The 17,616-nt window shown below is 57.7% G+C and carries 18 protein-coding genes; 5 read left to right on the top strand and 13 right to left on the bottom strand.

From position 1 onward, the window contains the following. Window positions 1-79: 79 nt before the first annotated feature. Complete coding sequence (locus tag KP702_RS01830) at window positions 80-364, top strand: hypothetical protein (protein ID WP_202206421.1); 285 nt, start codon at window positions 80-82, stop codon at window positions 362-364. Window positions 365-383: 19 nt separating this feature from the next. On the opposite strand, the gene KP702_RS01825 is transcribed toward KP702_RS01830, so the two are convergent. Next, window positions 384-1,175 (bottom strand): glycosyltransferase, encoded by a 792-nt coding sequence (locus KP702_RS01825; protein ID WP_215768417.1) that lies wholly within the window; start codon window positions 1,173-1,175, stop codon window positions 384-386. Window positions 1,176-1,371: 196 nt separating this feature from the next. Between KP702_RS01825 and KP702_RS01820 the strand changes: the two genes are divergently transcribed. The 3 genes from KP702_RS01820 (at window position 1,372) to KP702_RS01810 (ending at window position 3,617) form a co-directional block, all read left to right on the top strand. Then, window positions 1,372-2,619, top strand: a complete 1,248-nt coding sequence (locus KP702_RS01820) for an aminopeptidase (protein ID WP_202206419.1) — start codon at window positions 1,372-1,374, stop codon at window positions 2,617-2,619. Next, complete coding sequence (locus tag KP702_RS01815; RefSeq protein ID WP_052750021.1) at window positions 2,616-3,128, top strand: hypothetical protein; 513 nt, start codon at window positions 2,616-2,618, stop codon at window positions 3,126-3,128. The genes KP702_RS01820 and KP702_RS01815 overlap by 4 nt, the downstream gene beginning before the upstream one ends. Before the next feature lie 72 nt (window positions 3,129-3,200). Further along, window positions 3,201-3,617, top strand: coding sequence for a hypothetical protein (locus tag KP702_RS01810; protein WP_202206418.1), 417 nt, complete (start codon window positions 3,201-3,203; stop codon window positions 3,615-3,617). Here the strand turns inward: KP702_RS01810 and KP702_RS01805 are convergent. Beyond that, window positions 3,609-4,034, bottom strand: coding sequence for a flagellar export protein FliJ (locus tag KP702_RS01805; protein WP_086634489.1), 426 nt, complete (start codon window positions 4,032-4,034; stop codon window positions 3,609-3,611). The genes KP702_RS01810 and KP702_RS01805 overlap by 9 nt on opposite strands. Window positions 4,035-4,054: 20 nt before the next feature. Beyond that, window positions 4,055-5,431: a flagellar protein export ATPase FliI gene (gene fliI, locus KP702_RS01800; protein WP_215768416.1), complete on the bottom strand. Its 1,377-nt coding sequence runs from the start codon at window positions 5,429-5,431 to the stop codon at window positions 4,055-4,057. Between the two features lie 153 nt (window positions 5,432-5,584). On the opposite strand from fliI, the gene KP702_RS01795 reads away from it, so the two are divergent. Continuing rightward, a complete protein-coding gene (locus tag KP702_RS01795) occupies window positions 5,585-6,325 on the top strand; it encodes a response regulator transcription factor (RefSeq protein ID WP_202206416.1) in 741 nt (246 codons plus the stop codon). A 10-nt stretch (window positions 6,326-6,335) separates the two neighbouring features. Here KP702_RS01795 and thiD read toward each other — a convergent pair whose 3' ends face one another. The 10 genes from thiD to tolQ all read right to left on the bottom strand — a co-directional run bounded on the left by thiD (window position 6,336) and on the right by tolQ (window position 17,597). Then, window positions 6,336-7,145 carry a bifunctional hydroxymethylpyrimidine kinase/phosphomethylpyrimidine kinase gene (gene thiD / locus KP702_RS01790; protein WP_215768415.1) on the bottom strand — a complete coding sequence of 270 codons (810 nt, stop codon included), beginning with the start codon at window positions 7,143-7,145 and terminating at the stop codon, window positions 6,336-6,338. Window positions 7,146-7,148: 3 nt separating this feature from the next. Further along, on the bottom strand, window positions 7,149-8,507 hold the full coding sequence (glmM, locus tag KP702_RS01785) for a phosphoglucosamine mutase (protein WP_086634403.1): 1,359 nt from the start codon (window positions 8,505-8,507) through the stop codon (window positions 7,149-7,151). Window positions 8,508-8,609: 102 nt separating this feature from the next. Continuing rightward, window positions 8,610-10,514 carry an ATP-dependent zinc metalloprotease FtsH gene (gene ftsH / locus KP702_RS01780; protein ID WP_064273855.1) on the bottom strand — a complete coding sequence of 635 codons (1,905 nt, stop codon included), beginning with the start codon at window positions 10,512-10,514 and terminating at the stop codon, window positions 8,610-8,612. A 167-nt stretch (window positions 10,515-10,681) separates the two neighbouring features. Beyond that, the gene (gene tilS, locus KP702_RS01775) at window positions 10,682-11,926 is read right to left on the bottom strand and encodes a tRNA lysidine(34) synthetase TilS (protein WP_373687824.1); all 1,245 of its coding nucleotides are present in this window, start codon (window positions 11,924-11,926) and stop codon (window positions 10,682-10,684) included. After that, window positions 11,904-12,791 carry a tetratricopeptide repeat protein gene (locus KP702_RS01770; RefSeq protein ID WP_215768414.1) on the bottom strand — a complete coding sequence of 296 codons (888 nt, stop codon included), beginning with the start codon at window positions 12,789-12,791 and terminating at the stop codon, window positions 11,904-11,906. The genes tilS and KP702_RS01770 overlap by 23 nt, the downstream gene beginning before the upstream one ends. A gap of 155 nt (window positions 12,792-12,946) precedes the next feature. Next, the gene (pal, locus tag KP702_RS01765) at window positions 12,947-13,426 is read right to left on the bottom strand and encodes a peptidoglycan-associated lipoprotein Pal (protein WP_202206413.1); all 480 of its coding nucleotides are present in this window, start codon (window positions 13,424-13,426) and stop codon (window positions 12,947-12,949) included. 596 nt (window positions 13,427-14,022) lie between these two features. Continuing rightward, the gene (gene tolB, locus KP702_RS01760) at window positions 14,023-15,387 is read right to left on the bottom strand and encodes a Tol-Pal system beta propeller repeat protein TolB (RefSeq protein ID WP_215749046.1); all 1,365 of its coding nucleotides are present in this window, start codon (window positions 15,385-15,387) and stop codon (window positions 14,023-14,025) included. Window positions 15,388-15,404: 17 nt separating this feature from the next. Then, window positions 15,405-16,400, bottom strand: coding sequence for an energy transducer TonB (locus KP702_RS01755; RefSeq protein WP_086634400.1), 996 nt, complete (start codon window positions 16,398-16,400; stop codon window positions 15,405-15,407). Between the two features lie 12 nt (window positions 16,401-16,412). After that, window positions 16,413-16,850: a protein TolR gene (tolR, locus tag KP702_RS01750; protein ID WP_046899937.1), complete on the bottom strand. Its 438-nt coding sequence runs from the start codon at window positions 16,848-16,850 to the stop codon at window positions 16,413-16,415. A 3-nt stretch (window positions 16,851-16,853) separates the two neighbouring features. Further along, a complete protein-coding gene (gene tolQ, locus KP702_RS01745; RefSeq protein WP_046899938.1) occupies window positions 16,854-17,597 on the bottom strand; it encodes a protein TolQ in 744 nt (247 codons plus the stop codon). Window positions 17,598-17,616 lie beyond the last annotated feature (19 nt).

The following is a 17,616-nucleotide window of genomic DNA, read 5'->3' as shown; positions in this document are numbered from 1 at the left end:
CCGGTGTGCATTCGCGCACCGTTCCGCATTCAGTGATGATGCGGAGGCCTCTGGCGTTTCGTGCTGAAAGACCAAGACCATGCGCGCATTCCACGGACAGATGTCCGACAATCAGCCTATCCGCCGTAACCAGGCAGAGAAGGAAAAGCAGCTTCGGGACCTCAAGGAAACACTTGCTTCCATGAAGTCTCACACATCCCCTGCTCTGAAAGAGAGCGTCCAGCGCCGTATCAAGGAGCTGGAAACTGAACTCCGTGCCGCAGCCCGTGAAAAGGCTACCCGCGCCGCCAACCCGAGCGCCCAACCGCAGGACCAGCAGCGTCAGCGCCGCGCGCCGCGCCGGAACACCATTCGCTCCATGTGAAATTACGAACCGGGCAGCCTTACAGGCCTGCCCGGTTCCACGCCTCTCCCATGCACTGCAGACGAACCGGATGCATGCCGTCCGTTTCTGTCAGAACATAGAATGCTGAGTACTTTCCGGTAGGTTTGCCGGGCCTGCTTTTCAGCCAGTTAAAAACACTTCGATCTGCCGTCATCCCGCCCTGATCCTGCGGAAGAGGCTGGTTCCAGAGATCCAGAACCTCCGGAACTCTCGTCCGATCAATCATCAGACAATTCGGGTCTACAAACCCTCCAAAGGACTCGCGGAAGAGCCCCCCGCCCGGGCCCACAGATTCCCACTGATCTTCGCAGACCGGCTTTAACGTTTTGGGATGTACAAACCATCGACCTGACCAGGCCCAGTCCTTTTCCTCAATCGCTTCAAGAAGCGATGACAGATGATCCGGTGCCCACCAGTTGTCATCATCCAGATAAGCCACCCGAGGCGCATTGGAGAGCTGGCTCAGGACACTCCGCAGCACGCCTCCATCACGTGCGCGGCCAAACCCTCCATGCCGCACAGACGTGGAATATCCCGGCCATAGCACGTCCACTGACCAGCCCTCCGGACGCGCCTGACAGGCACTCTCCAGCATCTCCCGCGCTCCATCTGGTGGCGTAGTATCCGCACCGATCATGATCTGCACGCGCAGGTCACCACTCTGGGCGAAGATCGACCGCAAAGCGTGAAATAATGAGGGCCTCAGCAGGCTGGGCATGACAACAGCGACATCAAACGACTGCTGGTCCGGCTGACCATCGTCAGCAAAAATATGAAGTCCAGGACGCATTCTGCAAGACTACGGCGTGCAGCACTCTCCGTCCATGCTGGTCAACCCGGCACTTAATCTCGTCCCTGCACAAAGAGCCATGCCAACCGCACTAGAGCGAAGGTCCACCCACTTCAGGCGCCACCAGGCATGCTCTTGCGCTTCGGTCGTGCAGCCCCCACGATGAAAACAGAATTCCACTGCGAAAGAGCAAGATGTGTCCGCTACTTCCCAATTTTCGCACGAGCAGCTTCTTGACCGCCTCGGCGAAGTCGCAGTTCGCGTCGGACTGAACATCAAGCCGGGGCAGCAGCTCCTCATTACGGCACCGCTGGATGCCGTTCCGCTGGTCCGGCGCGTTACCGAACACGCCTATAAGGCTGGAGCATCACTCGTCACAACGCTGTACGCCGACGATGAGACGACACTCGCCCGTTACGTCCATGCCTCTGATGCCGCCTTCGATACAGCCCCGACCTGGCTGGCTGACGGTATTGCCCGCGCCTTCCGTGAAGGGGCAGCGCGCATGGCCATTACTGGTGCCAACCCAACTCTTCTTGCAGGCCAGGATCCAGAGCGGATTTCACGCGCAAACCGCGCAAACTCAGCAGCCAACCGCCCGGCGATGGAAATCATTACCCAGTTCGCAGTGAACTGGAACATCATCGCCTGCGCCACCCCGGCATGGGCCGCACAGGTCTTCCCCGATCTGGCTCCGGAAGACGCACTGACGGCGCTATGGAACGGCATCTTCAAAGCTTCGCGCGTGGATGTCCCAGACCCGGTAGCAGACTGGAAGGCCCACAACGCCCGCCTGCATGCCCGTGCAAAATTCATGAACGACACACGCTTTGACGCCCTGCACTTCACCGGTCCGGGCACTGATCTTACGGTTGGCCTTGCAGATGGCCATGCCTGGGCTGGCGGATCAGAAGAGGCACTGAACGGCATTGTCTGCAATCCAAACATCCCGACCGAAGAAATCTTCACAACACCGCACCGCTCCCGTGTGAACGGCACCGTCTGCAGTACCAAGCCGCTATTCCATCAGGGTACACTGATCGACGACATTTCCGTCCGTTTTGAAGATGGCCGCATTGTCGAAGCACACGCGAGCAAGGGTGAAAACGTTCTCCATCGTATTCTAGACACCGATGAAGGCGCATGCCGGATTGGCGAGGTGGCCCTTGTGCCCCACTCGTCGCCAATTTCCGCAAGCGAAATCCTCTATCGGAACACCTTGTTCGATGAAAACGCATCCAGCCACATTGCGCTGGGCCAAGCCTACACCAAGTGCATGGTCGACATTGAAGGTCTGACGCCGGAACAGCTTCTGGAGCGTGGCGTTAATGACTCCCTGATCCATATCGACTGGATGATTGGCTCGGATAAAATCGATCTCGATGGGATCAAAAACGGCAGCCGCACGCCTCTGATGCGTTCCGGCGAATGGGTAAACGCATGACTTTGAACATCAAAACGCTCACAGCGCTCGCTCTCTTCGCCAGCGCGGCTCTTCCTTTTTCTGCGCACGCACAGGGCTACCCAAGCCAGACCCAGGTTGATGGGCAGCAAGCCCAGCAGCCTGCGCAGGTTCCCCCGCAGTTCAAGGCCGACACAGAGCGCGCCATGCGCTACGCCCTGCCCGCAGACTTCATGCCACGTGCCACGAGCGCGATTGGGGAGCTTCAGGCCCGCAATATCCAGCCACCCAACTCTCAGGGGCTCGGCTTGCAGGCGATGATTAGCCAGGCAGGTCAGGTTCCCGGTTTTGCCGCTGTGCTCTCATCCCATGGCTTTACGCCGGAAAGCTTCATCACGGGCATGACGACCTTTGGCATGACACTTGCCGTAAGCAACGGACAGGTTCCAGCAGGCATGCCGTCTCCCAACCCGAACAACGTTGCGCTGTTCAAAGCCCATCCGGATCAGGTCAACGCCCTGATGCAGGCTATGGGCAACCCTCCCCACTAATTTTACGGGCGTGCTCTGACTTTATGCAGGGCGCGCCTTCTTTTCCCACTCTCTCACTGATAAAAAGCCGACATGTCTGTCGCGCTTGATCCTTCCACACTCCCTGCCGTCAACATTCTGGGGCTTGCCCAGTCTGGAGCTATTCTCCGTGCTGAACGGGACACACCGCCCGACGGTGTTCCTGCGTTCATCACAAAAGAAGGATGGGACGAGCTTGTTGCTGCACACGCCGCAGAACATGATAAGCCGCACACCATCGTCCTTCCGGCCCTCGAAAAAGCCGTAACGCGACTCTTGGCCCATGCCGCTCAGGCAGCGTCGGAAGAAGGCGGGACTGCTCCCGTCGTCAGCCTTGAAAGCGATCTTTTCCCGAGCGACGAGACTTTGATTCTCGCCTTCGTCCGTGATGAAACGCACCCTGTTGCCTGCACACTTATCGGAACGGCACACCAACTCGCAGGCGTTCTACGCTCAGCAACGTCAGTATAGGGCCCTCTGACGCAGAGCCAGTTCGTCCAGAGCGGCTTGCTCCTTACGAAGAGCGAGATAATTCATCTCAAGCCGCTGCTTATCCTGCAGTTTCTCAACAGCTTTTAGAGCTGCCTGAGCCATCAGTAGAGCCGAACGAAGACAATCCCGATCAAGTGCTGCCTCCCGGCAAAGCTCCTGTGCGTCAGCGATCGCACGCTGGCCAACGGGCAACCAGCGGCTGAATGCTTCTACTGCATCGTCATCAGCCTGCGGATCTGACGCCAGCCCCTGCTCCTGAATCAGTAGCAGATGAGCCTTGCTCAACACTGCTTCAGCAGCAGTCTCGCGCGCTACTGCTTCGCCAAACGCCTTCTCAACAGCCTCCAGTTCATGGCGCCGCAGGCGCTTGAGCGTATCCAAGGGCATCTGCTTCATTTTACCTGCTCCCATCGTGTTCAGGCCTCGGTATTCATAATGCTGGAGAGCTGTTCAAACGCTTCCGCACAGTTAGACCGTTCGCTCTTGCCTTGAGAAAGAAACTCTTCAAGCCTGGGCATAAGCCGTACAGCCTCATCGACGTCCGGCTCTGTTCCAGCCTTGTATGCCCCCAGACGAATCATATCGGCCATCCGCTCATAGGTTGCGATGGTTGCCCGCGCCTGCTTCGTGAGCCTGTTTTCCTCAGCTGAATTACATCCCGGTACGGCACGTGACAGAGACCGAAGAACGTCAATCGCGGGGTAACGCCCCTGCTCACCAATCCGCCGATCCAGCACAATATGTCCGTCGAGAATTCCACGAACGGCGTCTGCAACCGGCTCGTTATGATCGTCACCTTCCACGAGAACCGTGAACAGGGCGGTAATCATGCCTTCTCCCGGATAACCAGGCCCCGCGCGTTCGAGCAATCGCGGCAGTTCAGCAAAAACAGATGGAGGATAGCCACGCGTAGCAGGAGGTTCCCCAGCTGACAGACCGATCTCACGCAAGGCCATGCAATAGCGGGTCACACTATCCATCAGCAAAAGCACGGATTTACCCTGATCACGGAAGTGCTCTGCAATCGCCATACCCGCAACGGCAGCATCCCGACGCATCAACGGAGGGGCATCTGATGTGGCAATGACCACCACACTCCGCGCCAGCCCCTCAGCCCCCAGATCGTCTTCAATGAATTCACGAACTTCACGGCCGCGCTCACCGACCAGTGCAATGACCGCCACATCGCAGTTCGCACCGCGCGCCAGCATGGACAGCAAAGTGGATTTTCCGACACCAGACCCGGCAAACAATCCCAGCCTTTGACCACGCCGACAGGTTGTAAACGCATCCAGCGCCCGCACTCCCAAGTCTATGCGCTCTCCAAGCCGTGCCCGCGTTGCAGCGTTTGGAGGTGCCGCACTGACAGACTGTTGCTGAAATGCCGGCGCTAACGGCCCCTTCCCGTCAATCGGTATCCCGAGGGGGTCCACGACTCTTCCAAGCCAGCTTTCATTCACACCCAGACTGGCTGACTGACGCCCACTCAAAGAAATACGCGCTTCACACCCAGGCCCAATCCCTTCAAGGCTACCGAACGCCATGACCCTCGCGTGTGCATTATGAAATCCCACAACCTCAGACTGTATTGATGACCCAGAACGAGCCTTCACGTTAATTCTGTCACCAATGGAAACGAGTCCCTCCAGGCCGTGAATGGTCATGCACAACCCTGTCACATCCCGAACAACTCCGATTGCACTATCAACGCGCACGGATGAGAGCTTTTCGAGAAGACTCTTTAATCGACTTTTTTCGGCAATTTCCTGAGAGTTTTCGCGATGTGACGTCATCAAACAACCATAAGGAGCGCGACCTTAACAAACCCTGAACAAGCGCTCCTTAATGACGTAATAATGAAATTTTTACGCTTTTTGATTTGTATCTATCGACAAACACAACCTTGGGTAGTAACCATTGCTTCACCAATCCGGGAGTTGAGAAACATGCGTATCCTTCTTGTCGATAGCGATCTTCAGGCCGCAGCCCATCTGTCTCAGACCCTTCGTACGGCTGCCTTCACCGTCGATCATACGTCCTCTGGCGAGGAAGCAATCGAAATGCTCCGGCATTACGATTATGATCTGATGGTACTGGAACTGATGCTGAACGATATCGAAGGTTACGATGTCATCCGCCGTGTCCGCGCAGCCCGGATTACGACGCCCGTTCTCGTTCTCTCTGCCCTGCTCCGCCCCCAGGCCAAAATCCGTGCCTTCTCGATGGGGGCCGATGATTACATGACAAAGCCTTATGACTCAGGCGAACTTGTTGCCCGTCTTCAGGCCGTCATGCGTCGCTCTCGCGGATTTGCCGAACCTTGCCTGCGCATTGGCAATCTGGAACTGGATCTGAACGGGAAAAACGTCACTGTTGAGGGGAATCCCCTGCACCTGACGGGTAAGGAATACGCCATTCTGGAGCTTCTGGTCATTCGGAAAGGCTCTGTCCTGACCAAGGATGCTTTCCTGAATCATCTTTATGGCGGCATTGATGAGCCTGAAATGAAGATCATTGATGTCTTCATCTGCAAACTGCGCCGTAAGCTTCAGAAAGCAGGAGCCAGCAATCTCATCTCTACAGTCTGGGGACGTGGCTACATTCTGCGTGAAGAAACAGCGGCCGAGCCCCTGCCCGCCTCTGTCAGCCCAATGACCAGAGCCACATCTGAACTGACCGTCGCCTAAAACGTGATCTTCAGGATTGGTACCAGTCTGGCCGGATCGTCACACCATGATTGACCGGCCCGTGACCAGCTCCATATCCCGGCGCATCTGAGAGCGCGCGCCGTAGATAGGCATTAGCCCGACGTACCGCCGCTTCAAGATCCATGCCCTGTGCAATGCCCGTCGCAATGGCACTGGCAAGCGTACAACCCGTTCCATGAGTATGACGCGTATGAATCCGCGTTGCGCGGTGTACGTACTCATTTCCATTTGGGAAGACCAGAAGATCTTCGAGATCCTCTCCCGCCATATGCCCCCCCTTAAGCAGAACGGCCGCAGCTCCCCGCTCTTGCAGGATATGAGCTGCCCGACGCATTCCTGCCAGATCATGAATGACCTCACCCGTCATGACTTCTGCTTCGGGAATATTGGGAGTCACGACCAAGGCCCGCGGCAAAAGACGGGTCATCACAGCTTCTACAGCGTCATCAGCCAGAAGAGCTGACCCGCTGGTGGACACCATGACCGGGTCAAGCACTAGTGGGAGATGCGTATGACTTTCCAGTTCGTCAGCAACGGCATGAACAATGTCTGCCGTCGCCAGCATTCCGGTTTTGCAGCAATCTGCACCCAGATCATCGATAACGACCTGCATCTGCTGTCGAACAAATGCTGGAGAGACAGCCTCCACCCCAAAGACGCCGAGTGTATTTTGTGCCGTCAGGGCTGTAACGGCGCTCATTCCAAAGCCCCCCAGAGCGGTAATGGTCTTCAGGTCGGCTTGAATCCCGGCCCCGCCACCCGAGTCACTTCCCGCAACTGTCAGAACCCGGCCACGCATACGTCAGGCCTCCGTAATTGCTCTGATCGCCTCACAGACATGATCCACGACCTGAAGAACCAGCGCATCGTCTTCTGCTTCCGCCATTACGCGAATCAGAGGCTCGGTCCCACTAGCTCTCAGAACCAGACGACCGCGCCCGGCGAGACGTTCTTCCGCCCAGGCTTTGGCAGCCGCCAGTTCGGGACTGCTCAACGGATTAGCCCCAGAGTAGCGAACGTTTTTGAGAAGTTGCGGGAAAGGCTGGAAGACCTGACAGATCTCACTAGCGGGCTTCTTGGTCTCCACTGAAACAGCCAGAACCTGTAGAGCGGCAATCAGCCCATCTCCGGTCGTAGCGTAATCGGACAGCACCATGTGCCCGGATTGCTCCCCGCCTAGGTTCCCACCATTCTCACGCATGCGCTCGACGACGTAGCGATCCCCGACGGCCGTCCGCTGAAGCTCCAGACCATCTTCCGCAAGAGCCTTCTCCAGCCCCATATTGGACATGACCGTGGCCACAACCGTGTTGGTCCGCAGACGTCCATGCTGCTTCCAGAATCGGGCGATCAACCCAAGAATCTGGTCGCCATCAACCAGATTGCCGTTCTCATCGGCGATCAGAACACGGTCGGCGTCTCCGTCCAGCGCAATGCCGAAGTCCGCGCCATGTTCTTTCACGGCAGCACAAAGCGTCTCTGGATGGGTAGAGCCAACACCGTCATTGATGTTCAGGCCATCCGGTGAACAACCAATCTTGATGACTTCCGCACCCAGCTCCCAGAGAGCAGTTGGTGCAACGCGATATGCAGACCCATTCGCGCAATCGAGAACAATCTTCAAACCATCCAGACGCAGCCCCCGCGGGAAGGAAGCTTTGGCATTCTCAATGTAGCGGCCAGCAGCATCGTTCAAACGAGAGGCACGCCCGATTTCTGCCGGTGAAGCCAAACGCTGAGACAGGTCTTGTCCCATCATGGCTTCAATCTCCCCTTCAACTTCATCGGAAAGCTTGAAACCGTCTGGGCCAAACAGCTTGATGCCATTGTCGGTGAAGGGATTGTGAGAAGCTGAAATCATAACACCGAGGTCTGCCCGCAAAGACCGCGTCAGCATGGCAATCGCTGGCGTCGGAAGCGGACCGACAAGGATCACATCCATACCGGCAGACAGAAAGCCAGCCACAAGCGCACATTCAATCATATACCCGGACAGGCGCGTGTCCTTGCCCAGCACAACAGTATGTCGACGGCTCTGACTGCGCATGAAATACAGGCCCGCGGCCTGTCCAAGCTTCTGGGAAACTTCCACCGTCATCGGAGCGGTGTTTGCAGTTCCCCTGATGCCGTCCGTCCCGAACAGAGCCCTCTTGCTGGCCATGGTTATGAAATCCTGCCTGTCTCGATAGATAAGAAAAAGGCGCGGCACCGGAGAGGAAATTCCCCTCCAATGACGCGCCTTGCGGTGCGGTTAACGGTTTGATTAGCCTGCCTGAGGAGCCGGATCAAACGCACCCGGACGCGTCGTCGGCACAGAGGCGCGGCGATTATCGGGCAATTGCTCGTCATCGGATGGACGCTCGATCGCCTCTCCCCGCATGATCCGACCAACATCATCCCCAGTCAGCGTCTCGTACTCGAGCAGAGCCGCTGTCAGACGGTGCAGATCATCAATCCGCGTCAGAAGCAGATGATGCGCCTGCTGGTAAGCCGTATCAATCAGAGCCTTGATCTCTACGTCGATATCGCGCGCCGTCTGCTCAGACAGATTCTTGTTCTGCGTGACAGAGTGACCCAGGAAGACTTCCTGTCCGTTATCGCCATAGGAAATCATGCCGAGCTTGTCGCTCATGCCCCATTCCGTGACCATTCGGCGAGCCAGATCGGTAGCGCTCTTGATATCACCCGACGCACCGGCACTGACTTCTTCCGGGCCAAAGATGATTTCTTCAGCAACACGGCCACCCATGGCAATTACCAGACGCGCCAGGCACCATTTCCGGCTGTAGGAAATGTTGTCTTTCTCAGGCAGCGTCATCACCAGACCCAGAGCGCGCCCACGCGGCACAATCGTGGCCTTATGAATGGGGTCACTACCCGGCGTGAAGATCGCGCAGATGGCGTGTCCGGCTTCATGATAAGCCGTCGAGCGCTTTTCGTCTTCGGTCATGACCATGGACCGACGCTCTGCGCCCATCATGACCTTGTCCTTGGCCTCTTCAAACTGAGCCATTCCGACCGTACGGCGTCCCTGACGGGCAGCCATCAGAGCAGCTTCATTCACAAGGTTGGCAAGATCAGCACCGGAGAAGCCTGGCGTACCACGAGCAATCACTTTTGGGTCCACATCTGAAGACAGTGGTACTTTCTTCATGTGAACGCGCAGGATCTTTTCGCGACCAGCAACATCAGGGTTCGGCACAACGACCTGACGATCAAAACGCCCCGGACGCAGCAGAGCCGGATCCAGAACATCCGGACGGTTGGTTGCTGCAATCAGGATAACGCCCTCATTGCTCTCAAAACCATCCATCTCGACGAGCATCTGGTTAAGGGTCTGCTCGCGCTCATCATTGCCGCCACCAAGACCGGCACCACGATGGCGGCCAACGGCGTCAATTTCATCGATGAAGATAATGCACGGAGCAGCCTTCTTGCCCTGCTCGAACATGTCACGCACACGGGATGCACCGACACCAACGAACATCTCCACGAAGTCCGAACCGGAAATCGTAAAGAACGGCACATTGGCTTCACCAGCAATTGCACGGGCCAGAAGCGTCTTACCCGTACCCGGAGGGCCGACCAGCAGGGCGCCCTTGGGGATCTTGCCACCCAGACGCGTAAACTTCTGCGGGTCTTTCAGGAATTCGACGATTTCCTCTAGTTCAGCCTTGGCTTCATCGATACCTGCCACATCGTCAAATGTGACGCGGCCCGTCTTTTCCGTCAGCAGACGAGCCTTGGACTTGCCAAAACCCATCGCACGGCCACCACCGGCCTGCATCTGGCGAAACACCATGAAGCACAGGCCAACAAGCAGAAGAACGGGAAGATAATTTCCCACATACCGCAGGATGGAGTTCTCACCGCTATCCATTGGCTTGGCTGTCACTTCAACACCCGCGCCGGTCAGACGAGCCGGAAGGCCCGGATCCATCGGTGCATAGGTTTCGAAGGAGGTACCGTTCGTCAGTGTTCCAGAAATATTCTGTTCCTGGATAACCACCGAGCGCACCTGGTGCTCGTCCACATCATGGACAAAATCGGAATAGGCGATCTGCTGGGCAGCATGCTGGCTTCCACCGGGCTGGAAGGCGGTCAGCACTGCCATTCCGACCATGATGATGACCACCCAGATCGCAACGTTACGGCCTAAATTGTTCATCTCGTTCTCTGTCGTCCTTCAGACTGTCCGTCAGATGCAGCGGGGCTTCATCATCTCAACAGGCCGACGTCATAGTCTGCGTTGACTTCATAACATAGGCGGTCCTGCCCATGATCCTACCCCATCAAGGGCAGGAAAACGCATTTCCACGCATTTTGGTACGCTTTTCACCCGTTTACGCCGTTTTCGCCGGTAACTGGAACCCCTCCAGCCCAGACGAATGGAACCGTTCCGGCCCTTTCCATAAGATCTGGCAACCCTATGACATAGCCGTCGCGCCAGAGAGCGGGGAGTGCCTGTAACGCTTCGACAGGAATTCCCAATCGTCTGGCATCAAGACCCTGCGCCCCACTTCCAAGAGCTCCAATAAGAGTTCCTTCAGGCACATCCTCTTGCAGGCATCGCCAGCGCCCATCCCAGAGAGGCTGCCCGGCAGCACAGACAGATGCCTCTACAGATCGCATTTCTCTGACAAAGATAACGCCGTCCCCAAACCGCCCTGCTGCCCGCATGATCACGCCCCCGAGTGAGCCTTGTCCCTGCTTTATGAGTGACAGGACTTTCTCACGCGATGGGCGATAACGACTGCCAGAAACCAACCGCACCAGAGCAGACACGCTGTCCTCGCAAATGCCGTCTTCTCTGAGGAAAACCCAGCCTGCGGAATGCCATACGGCCGCATGCGCCAGTAATTTGGCCAAAGCAACATCTCGCGCCTCACGCGTCCGTATAGCGTCCCCTTGCCAACTGCGTGCTTGCGACCGCTCGCTCTCCGTCAGGTCCTGTCGCCATCGAACGCGCTCAAACCGGCGATTCTGATTAGAGGGATCTTCGACCCAATTTACGCCAGCAGCCCGTAAGGTCGCTCTCAGCCGTTCCGGGTGACAGGCCAACAACGGCCGAACAATCCTGATCCGCCCGCGAATAGCGGTTTCGGCAATCCCAGCCAGCCCGGCTTCGCCGCTTCCCGCACCATACCGCATGGAGACGGTCTCATCCTGATCGTGCAGATGATGTGCAACCAGAAGGTCCAGACATCCGGCAGAGACACAGGCCCGTTCCAGAGCATCAAATCTCGCATCCCGGGCTCGCTCCTGGAGCCGCCCCTTCGGGAATGGCGCCAAGGTTAACACCCGCGCCTCCACTCCCATTTTCGCAAGCCTGTCAGTTGTAAGGTGTGCCTCTGCCGCAGAATTCGGCCGCAAGGCGTGATCAACAACGAATGCGAGAACATGCGTTCGCCAGCGTCGTGCCAACCACGCGAGCGCCAGGGAATCCGCCCCTCCGGAAACTGCCAGCCCGACGGGAGCAGATGGCATATCAGGCAGCCAAGGCCCCACACGATCCATCCAGACAGAGAATTCCTCCGCCTGAATAGGATTGTTCAGATCAATGACAGGCTGCACGCCCACGGAACGTTGCTGCTGCGGATTTCACGCGAGGCGTCGGCGTTGGGAACTCAGTCTTCAGCTTATCAAGCGCCTGACAGGCTGAATTCTTATCCCCCATAGCCAGGAGAGAAGCCGCAACGCCTAACAGGGAGTCCTGTGCCTTCGGCGTTTTCGGAGCTTTGTTGTAGGCGTCGTAATAAGCAACAGCAGACTCGCGATACTGCTTCTGACCGGCCAGAGACTGAGCCAGAAGGAATTGGGAATCCATCTTGCCGGAAGCGCTCTTGGCAGTCTTTATTGCAAAGCGCGCATTCGTCTCAGCATCTTCATACTTACCCGCTTTTAAGGCCGCGTTCCCCAGCTTTAATGCATCAATAGCTGTCTTGGGAGCATCGTCAGAAGTCGGGGACACCGTTTCTGCTGCTTTCGGAGATGTTGTCGAACTGCTGGCAGCAGCCGGGGCAGACGCGGCGGCGCCATTTCCACCATTCTGCGACGCAAACTGCATGTCTGAAATCTGCTTCGACAGATTAGCCTGCGTTTCCTTCTGCGCATTGCTCAGCTGATCCAGCTCCCCGCGCATCTGACGGTTCTGCTCTTCGAGGGCAGAAACACGCTCCAGAAGCTGTGCCGTCATGTTGCCATCGGCTCCCGAGGTGGAAGAACCGCGCGACGACGAAGAGCTTGGAGCAGGCAGAGGCCCACTGTTCTGAATCTGGGAAAGCTGCTGACGGAGCGACGCAATTTCGTCCTGAAGAGCAATCGCCTCTCGGGAGGAAATACCCCCACCATCTGACGCGTCCTGAGCCATGACTGGCAGGACAGGACAAAGCACAGAAAGCGCCGTTCCGAGCATGACGGCACGGAGGGGACGGGACAGGGCCATGCAAGATCTCCTGAAACATTGTCAGCGCCCGGCCTGGGCGCCCTCTCGCAATGACCGGCGAGTTCGGTTGATGAACAGTCTTAAAACAGAAACGGCCGGGGGATAAACTCCCCCGGCCGTTCAAACTGTCAGTCCGTCAGACGGATGACCTGGGTTCAGCGAACCGAGGTGATCGCGTTACGGTTCTGAGCCCATGAGGCTTCATCGTCACCGTCAGCCGTCGGACGATCCTTGCCGTAGGAGATCGTCGTGATGCGGGAAGCGCTCACGCCCTTGGCAACAAGATAGTCACGAGCAGCATTCGCACGACGCTGGCCGAGAGCAATGTTGTATTCTTCGGTGCCGCGATCATCGCAGTTACCAGCGATCTGAACGCTGACCTGCGGATACTTCGCGAGCCATGCAACCTGCTTGTCCAGCGTTGCACGAGCTTCTTCAGAAAGCTGGGATACATTCAGCTCGTAGAAGATACGGTCGCCAACATTGGCAACCAGGTCAGCTTCGCTGCCCGGCGTCGGGCCGGCTTCCTGCGTGGCTGCGCCAGCGCCGGTGCTGTTGCCCGTATCGGTTTTGCCGTTGGAGCAGGCTGCGAGAACAAGCGCCAGACCAAGCGCACCAAACACCTTGAACTTCATGTGTCTCAACCCTGAGAACGGTTCCGTATCAGAAACCGAAATGCGGCATATTGCCGCGTTGTTCCGGACCACACACCTTTCCACTCAGGAACGCTCAAGAATCCTTAACGAACTCTCTGCGAACCACTGGAAAAGCACTGGCCACTAGCGCCCATACCCATGACTTAAATCCGGGGTCAAGCATCCTGTGAGGTGCTCCCCCCAAGCCAGAGAACGATTCTGTTTCGAAACCAGAAGATGCAACATAAATGTCACAGCACTTAGACAGGAATGTGGCGGAATTCTGCCAATTGCTTTGCTGAATATTCTTTAATCGCTTTATCATCATGCAAGACTTGCGCATCAGCCAAGCGTAGCTTGCGTGGCACATTGTGCCCGACAACTGGGGCGCTAAAGTCAGTTTATAGAAGATGCGATGGAAAGCTGGACTCTGGCGTCAGAGGAAAACACCTCAAATCGACTCCACGCGAAGCTCTTTCGCGCCTATTCCAAAAGCGGAATTGGTCTTTTATGCCCCTACGGTCGAGCAATCGCTCCAGACCTTCTCGGGGGAATACTCCCCGCTGACCATCGCCAGCAGGGAGGTAGAAACCTGCTCAGCCGTTCAGCGGAGACCAGGCCGGGTCAGACGCACCCGTTGCCGTACGGATCGGGCGCTCATTGAAGCCCGTGATGTCGATTGTACCGATGCCAGATGAGAACCCTGCTCCGCCCGCACTAGAGGCGCTCTGACGGCAGAACGCCAGAACACGACCATTTGGACAGAACGTCGGCGATTCAACCGTAAAGCCCTGCGTCAGAATACGCTCGCCACTTCCGTCAGGGTTCATGACGCCCAACGAGAAGCCACCGTGACCAATACGGGTGAAGGCAATCAGATCGCCACGAGGTGACCAGACCGGAGATCCATACTGGCCAGAGCCATAGGAAATCCGGCGTGCACCACCGCCCGATGCGCCCATGATGTAAAGCTGCGGGCTACCGCCACGATCGGAGTTGAACACGATCTGGCTGCCATCCGGGCTGAAGCACGGGCTGGTATCAATCGCACCACCGGAGCTGGTGATCTGATGCTTGCTGCGAGAAGCCAGATCCACAACAAAGATGTCAGATCCACCACCACGCGTTGCAGACAGAACAACGCGGCTTCCATCTGGAGAGAAGCGCGGCGCGAAGGAAATGCCGTCAAACTCACCCAGCATCTGCTGGCGGCCAGAGCCCAGATCAAACAAATAGACGCGCGGACGGTTGTTCGCATAAGACATGAACGCAACCTGGTCGCGAGCCGGGTTGAAGCGCGGCGTCAGCGTCAGCCACTGGCCGCCTGTCAGCATCCGGGAATTGAACCCATCCTGATCCATCAGCGCCAAACGGGTGATCTGATGGCGGCGCGGACCTGTACGGGCAATATAAGCGATACGGGTATCAAAGTACCCCTTCTCGCCCAGCATCCGCTCATAGATCACATCAGCAATAATATGAGCAATCCGACGCCAGTTGGATTGCGAGGCCGTGTAGGCCGTGCCCTGAAGCTGCTCGCCGGCTACAACGTTCCACAGACGCATTTCCACACGAACACTGCCGGAGCCGATTGCGCGCCCCGCAACAGCAGCGCGTGCGCCCTGAGCCTTGAGCCCGCTGAAGTCCGGAGTGCCCGTAGGTGACACATCGCCTGTCATCACCTTGAACAGACCGGTTCCAGCCAGATCGGAAGAAATGACACTGGAGATCTGTTCACCCATTCCGGCACCGAAGCTCGGAATGACAATGGGGATAGGCGCCTGACGGGCCTGATCTACAGTAATTTCAGCTTCTCCCGCCCCACCGGCCGCAGTTCCTTGCGCAAAAGCGGAAAGCGGGGTTGCAAGAAGACCACCAGCCGCGGCTGTGGCACCGAGGATGGAACGGCGCGACAGCAGCGCGCTCAGAGCATCAGCTTCGGAATCGGAAATGAAGGTCATGATGATTCCTCTAGGGTTTACGGCCTGAAGACAAAACGCAGCTGATGCGTCTGGCCTAGCAGGTTGGAAGGAATGGGGAGATGGGCACAGGTCGGGCTCAGAACCGCATCCCGCGCACGCTCCGCCAGCACACGATAGGACGGATCTGCCGCCATCTTCGCTGCCGTATCAGGAGCATACTTCACAAGACGCGCCTCACCCGTTGCATCCACCGTCACAATCAGATGCGCGACAAAGCTCGCATAGTTCCGCGCTTCCGTGTCTTCCGTGTAGCAACGCCGCACGGAGCCACCGATCGCCTTCTGATCCGCCATGGAAAGAGACTTGGTGATATCGCCATTCGGCACACCGCCGCCGTCCGGGGCTCCTCCCTGTGGCGGATTGGCCTTCGCCTTGGGTGCATGCGTCTGCTTCTGGTCAGACCGGAAACTATCCAGTGTGGCCAGCAGGGAGTGACTGTCCGCCTGCGTATTCTTGGACGCATTCGGCTGGGTCAAATGCGAGAACTTCGGCGTATCCGGCAGTTTGTCAGCCTTCTGTGTCTGCGGGCTCGGCGGAGCCACCATTGCAGACTTAGACGGCGGAGACGGCTTCGGCGGAGACGCAGGAACAGGCTCAGGCGACGGCTCCGTAATTTTTGGCGGAAGCTTCGTCGGCGGGAGAGGCTGAGGCTTGGTCTCAGGCGTAGGCGGAACAGGCTGCGGCGGCGGCGGCGGCGGAGGCGGTTCTTCCGTCGGCGCCTTCAAAGGAGGCGTCGGAGACGGAGGAGCCTCGTTCTTCACGGGCGCAGGCGCAGGAGCCGGCTTGGGAGCCGGATGGTCAGCCTTGATGGGATGGGTAGGAGGCCCTGCCTCCTCAAATTCCATCTGCACCGCCGGAGGCTCCGGCGGCTCAGGTGGTTTCTCGAACGGGATCCGCACAACCAGGTACAGGATCAGTGCCGCATGGACACCGACTGAACCCAGAAGCGCGTTGCGAAAGCGACGCCTGTCCGAACGACGTGGACGCACCACTGCGGTGTCCTCTTACTGGCCGCTCTGAGGCTGCTGAGCCAGCAGTGCCACATGCGTAAAGCCGCCAGACGTAATCTGTCCCATGACCTGCATCACGCGACCATAGTCGATATGTGCATCAGCCCGGACAAAGATCCGATGGTTCGGATCGTTCTGGGACTGGACCTTGAGCTGGTCCACAAGCTGCTCGGGTGTGATCGGGTCTTCCCCCAGATACAACGAACCATCGTTGCGCAGGGAAACCGTGATCGGCTTGGTGTCAGCATTGACCGGGCTGGCATCCGTCTTGGGCAGATCGACATTGACGCCACTGGTCATCATCGGCGCCGTCACCATGAAAATGATGAGCAACACCAGCATGACGTCCACAAGTGGCGTAACGTTGATCTCAGACGCGGGGCGCCGACGACGGCCACCCATACGCCCACCTCCTCCAGCGGACATCCCCATGGATCAGGCCTTCCCGCTGGACGTCTCGTCCGCACGTTCTTCCGACTGACGGGAAAGAATGGCGGCAAATTCGGTCCCGAACGCATCCATGCGGTCCGCGAACTTGTCCAGCGAGTTGCTGATGACGTTATAGGCCACATAGGCTGGGATAGCGGTCACAAGACCGATCGCCGTTGCGAACAGAGCTTCGGAAATACCCGGAGCCACAACGGAGAGGTTAGTGTTGTGCATGGCAGCGATCGAGCCGAACGCATGCATGATACCCCAGACCGTTCCGAACAGTCCGACGAACGGCGCAACCGGGCCAATCGTGGCAAGGAAAATCACGCGGCGACCCAGACGGTCGTTTTCGCGCGAAACGGTGATGTTGATGGCACGGTCGATACGGTCCCGCACGCCACCGCGCGCCAGATCAATTCCGACAATCCGTGCCGAACGACGCCACTCGCCCATGGCAGCGCCGAACACGGCGGCCATCGGATGAGTCGGGCGTGCGCCATCAGATTCGTAAAGGTCGTCCAGCGAACCGCCGGACCAGAAACGGTCTTCAAATTCCGTTGCTTCGCGATTGACGCGACGCATCAGAAGGATTTTTTCCGCAATGATCGCCCACACGCCTGCACTGCACAGGACGAGCCCGACCATGACCAGCTTAACGACGATGGACGCGTGCAGGAACAGGTCCAGAGGCGACAGACCGGCCGCACCGACCGCCCCAAGCGCACTCGAACTTACCTCATGATCCACTGTTCTCTCCTGTCCAGAT

Origin of the sequence: Gluconobacter sp. P5B12, assembly GCF_018812035.1 — a bacterium.
Classification (GTDB): domain Bacteria; phylum Pseudomonadota; class Alphaproteobacteria; order Acetobacterales; family Acetobacteraceae; genus Gluconobacter.
The sequence above is the reverse complement of the archived record's forward strand: the minus strand, read 5'-3'. Positions and strand labels throughout refer to the sequence as shown.

Bases quoted from the DNA above. Each gene is read 5' to 3' on its own strand.
- KP702_RS01830 (WP_202206421.1), top strand. From the start codon at position 80: ATGCGCGCATTCCACGGACAGATGTCCGACAATCAGCCTATCCGCCGT.
- KP702_RS01825 (WP_215768417.1), bottom strand. From the start codon at position 1,175: ATGCGTCCTGGACTTCATATTTTTGCTGACGATGGTCAGCCGGACCAG.
- KP702_RS01815 (WP_052750021.1), top strand. From the start codon at position 2,616: ATGACTTTGAACATCAAAACGCTCACAGCGCTCGCTCTCTTCGCCAGC.
- KP702_RS01810 (WP_202206418.1), top strand. From the start codon at position 3,201: ATGTCTGTCGCGCTTGATCCTTCCACACTCCCTGCCGTCAACATTCTG.
- KP702_RS01805 (WP_086634489.1), bottom strand. From the start codon at position 4,034: ATGAAGCAGATGCCCTTGGATACGCTCAAGCGCCTGCGGCGCCATGAA.
- fliI (WP_215768416.1), bottom strand. From the start codon at position 5,431: ATGACGTCACATCGCGAAAACTCTCAGGAAATTGCCGAAAAAAGTCGA.
- KP702_RS01795 (WP_202206416.1), top strand. From the start codon at position 5,585: ATGCGTATCCTTCTTGTCGATAGCGATCTTCAGGCCGCAGCCCATCTG.
- thiD (WP_215768415.1), bottom strand. From the start codon at position 7,145: ATGCGTGGCCGGGTTCTGACAGTTGCGGGAAGTGACTCGGGTGGCGGG.
- glmM (WP_086634403.1), bottom strand. From the start codon at position 8,507: ATGGCCAGCAAGAGGGCTCTGTTCGGGACGGACGGCATCAGGGGAACT.
- ftsH (WP_064273855.1), bottom strand. From the start codon at position 10,514: ATGAACAATTTAGGCCGTAACGTTGCGATCTGGGTGGTCATCATCATG.
- KP702_RS01770 (WP_215768414.1), bottom strand. From the start codon at position 12,791: ATGGCCCTGTCCCGTCCCCTCCGTGCCGTCATGCTCGGAACGGCGCTT.
- pal (WP_202206413.1), bottom strand. From the start codon at position 13,426: ATGAAGTTCAAGGTGTTTGGTGCGCTTGGTCTGGCGCTTGTTCTCGCA.
- tolB (WP_215749046.1), bottom strand. From the start codon at position 15,387: ATGACCTTCATTTCCGATTCCGAAGCTGATGCTCTGAGCGCGCTGCTG.
- tolR (WP_046899937.1), bottom strand. From the start codon at position 16,850: ATGGGGATGTCCGCTGGAGGAGGTGGGCGTATGGGTGGCCGTCGTCGG.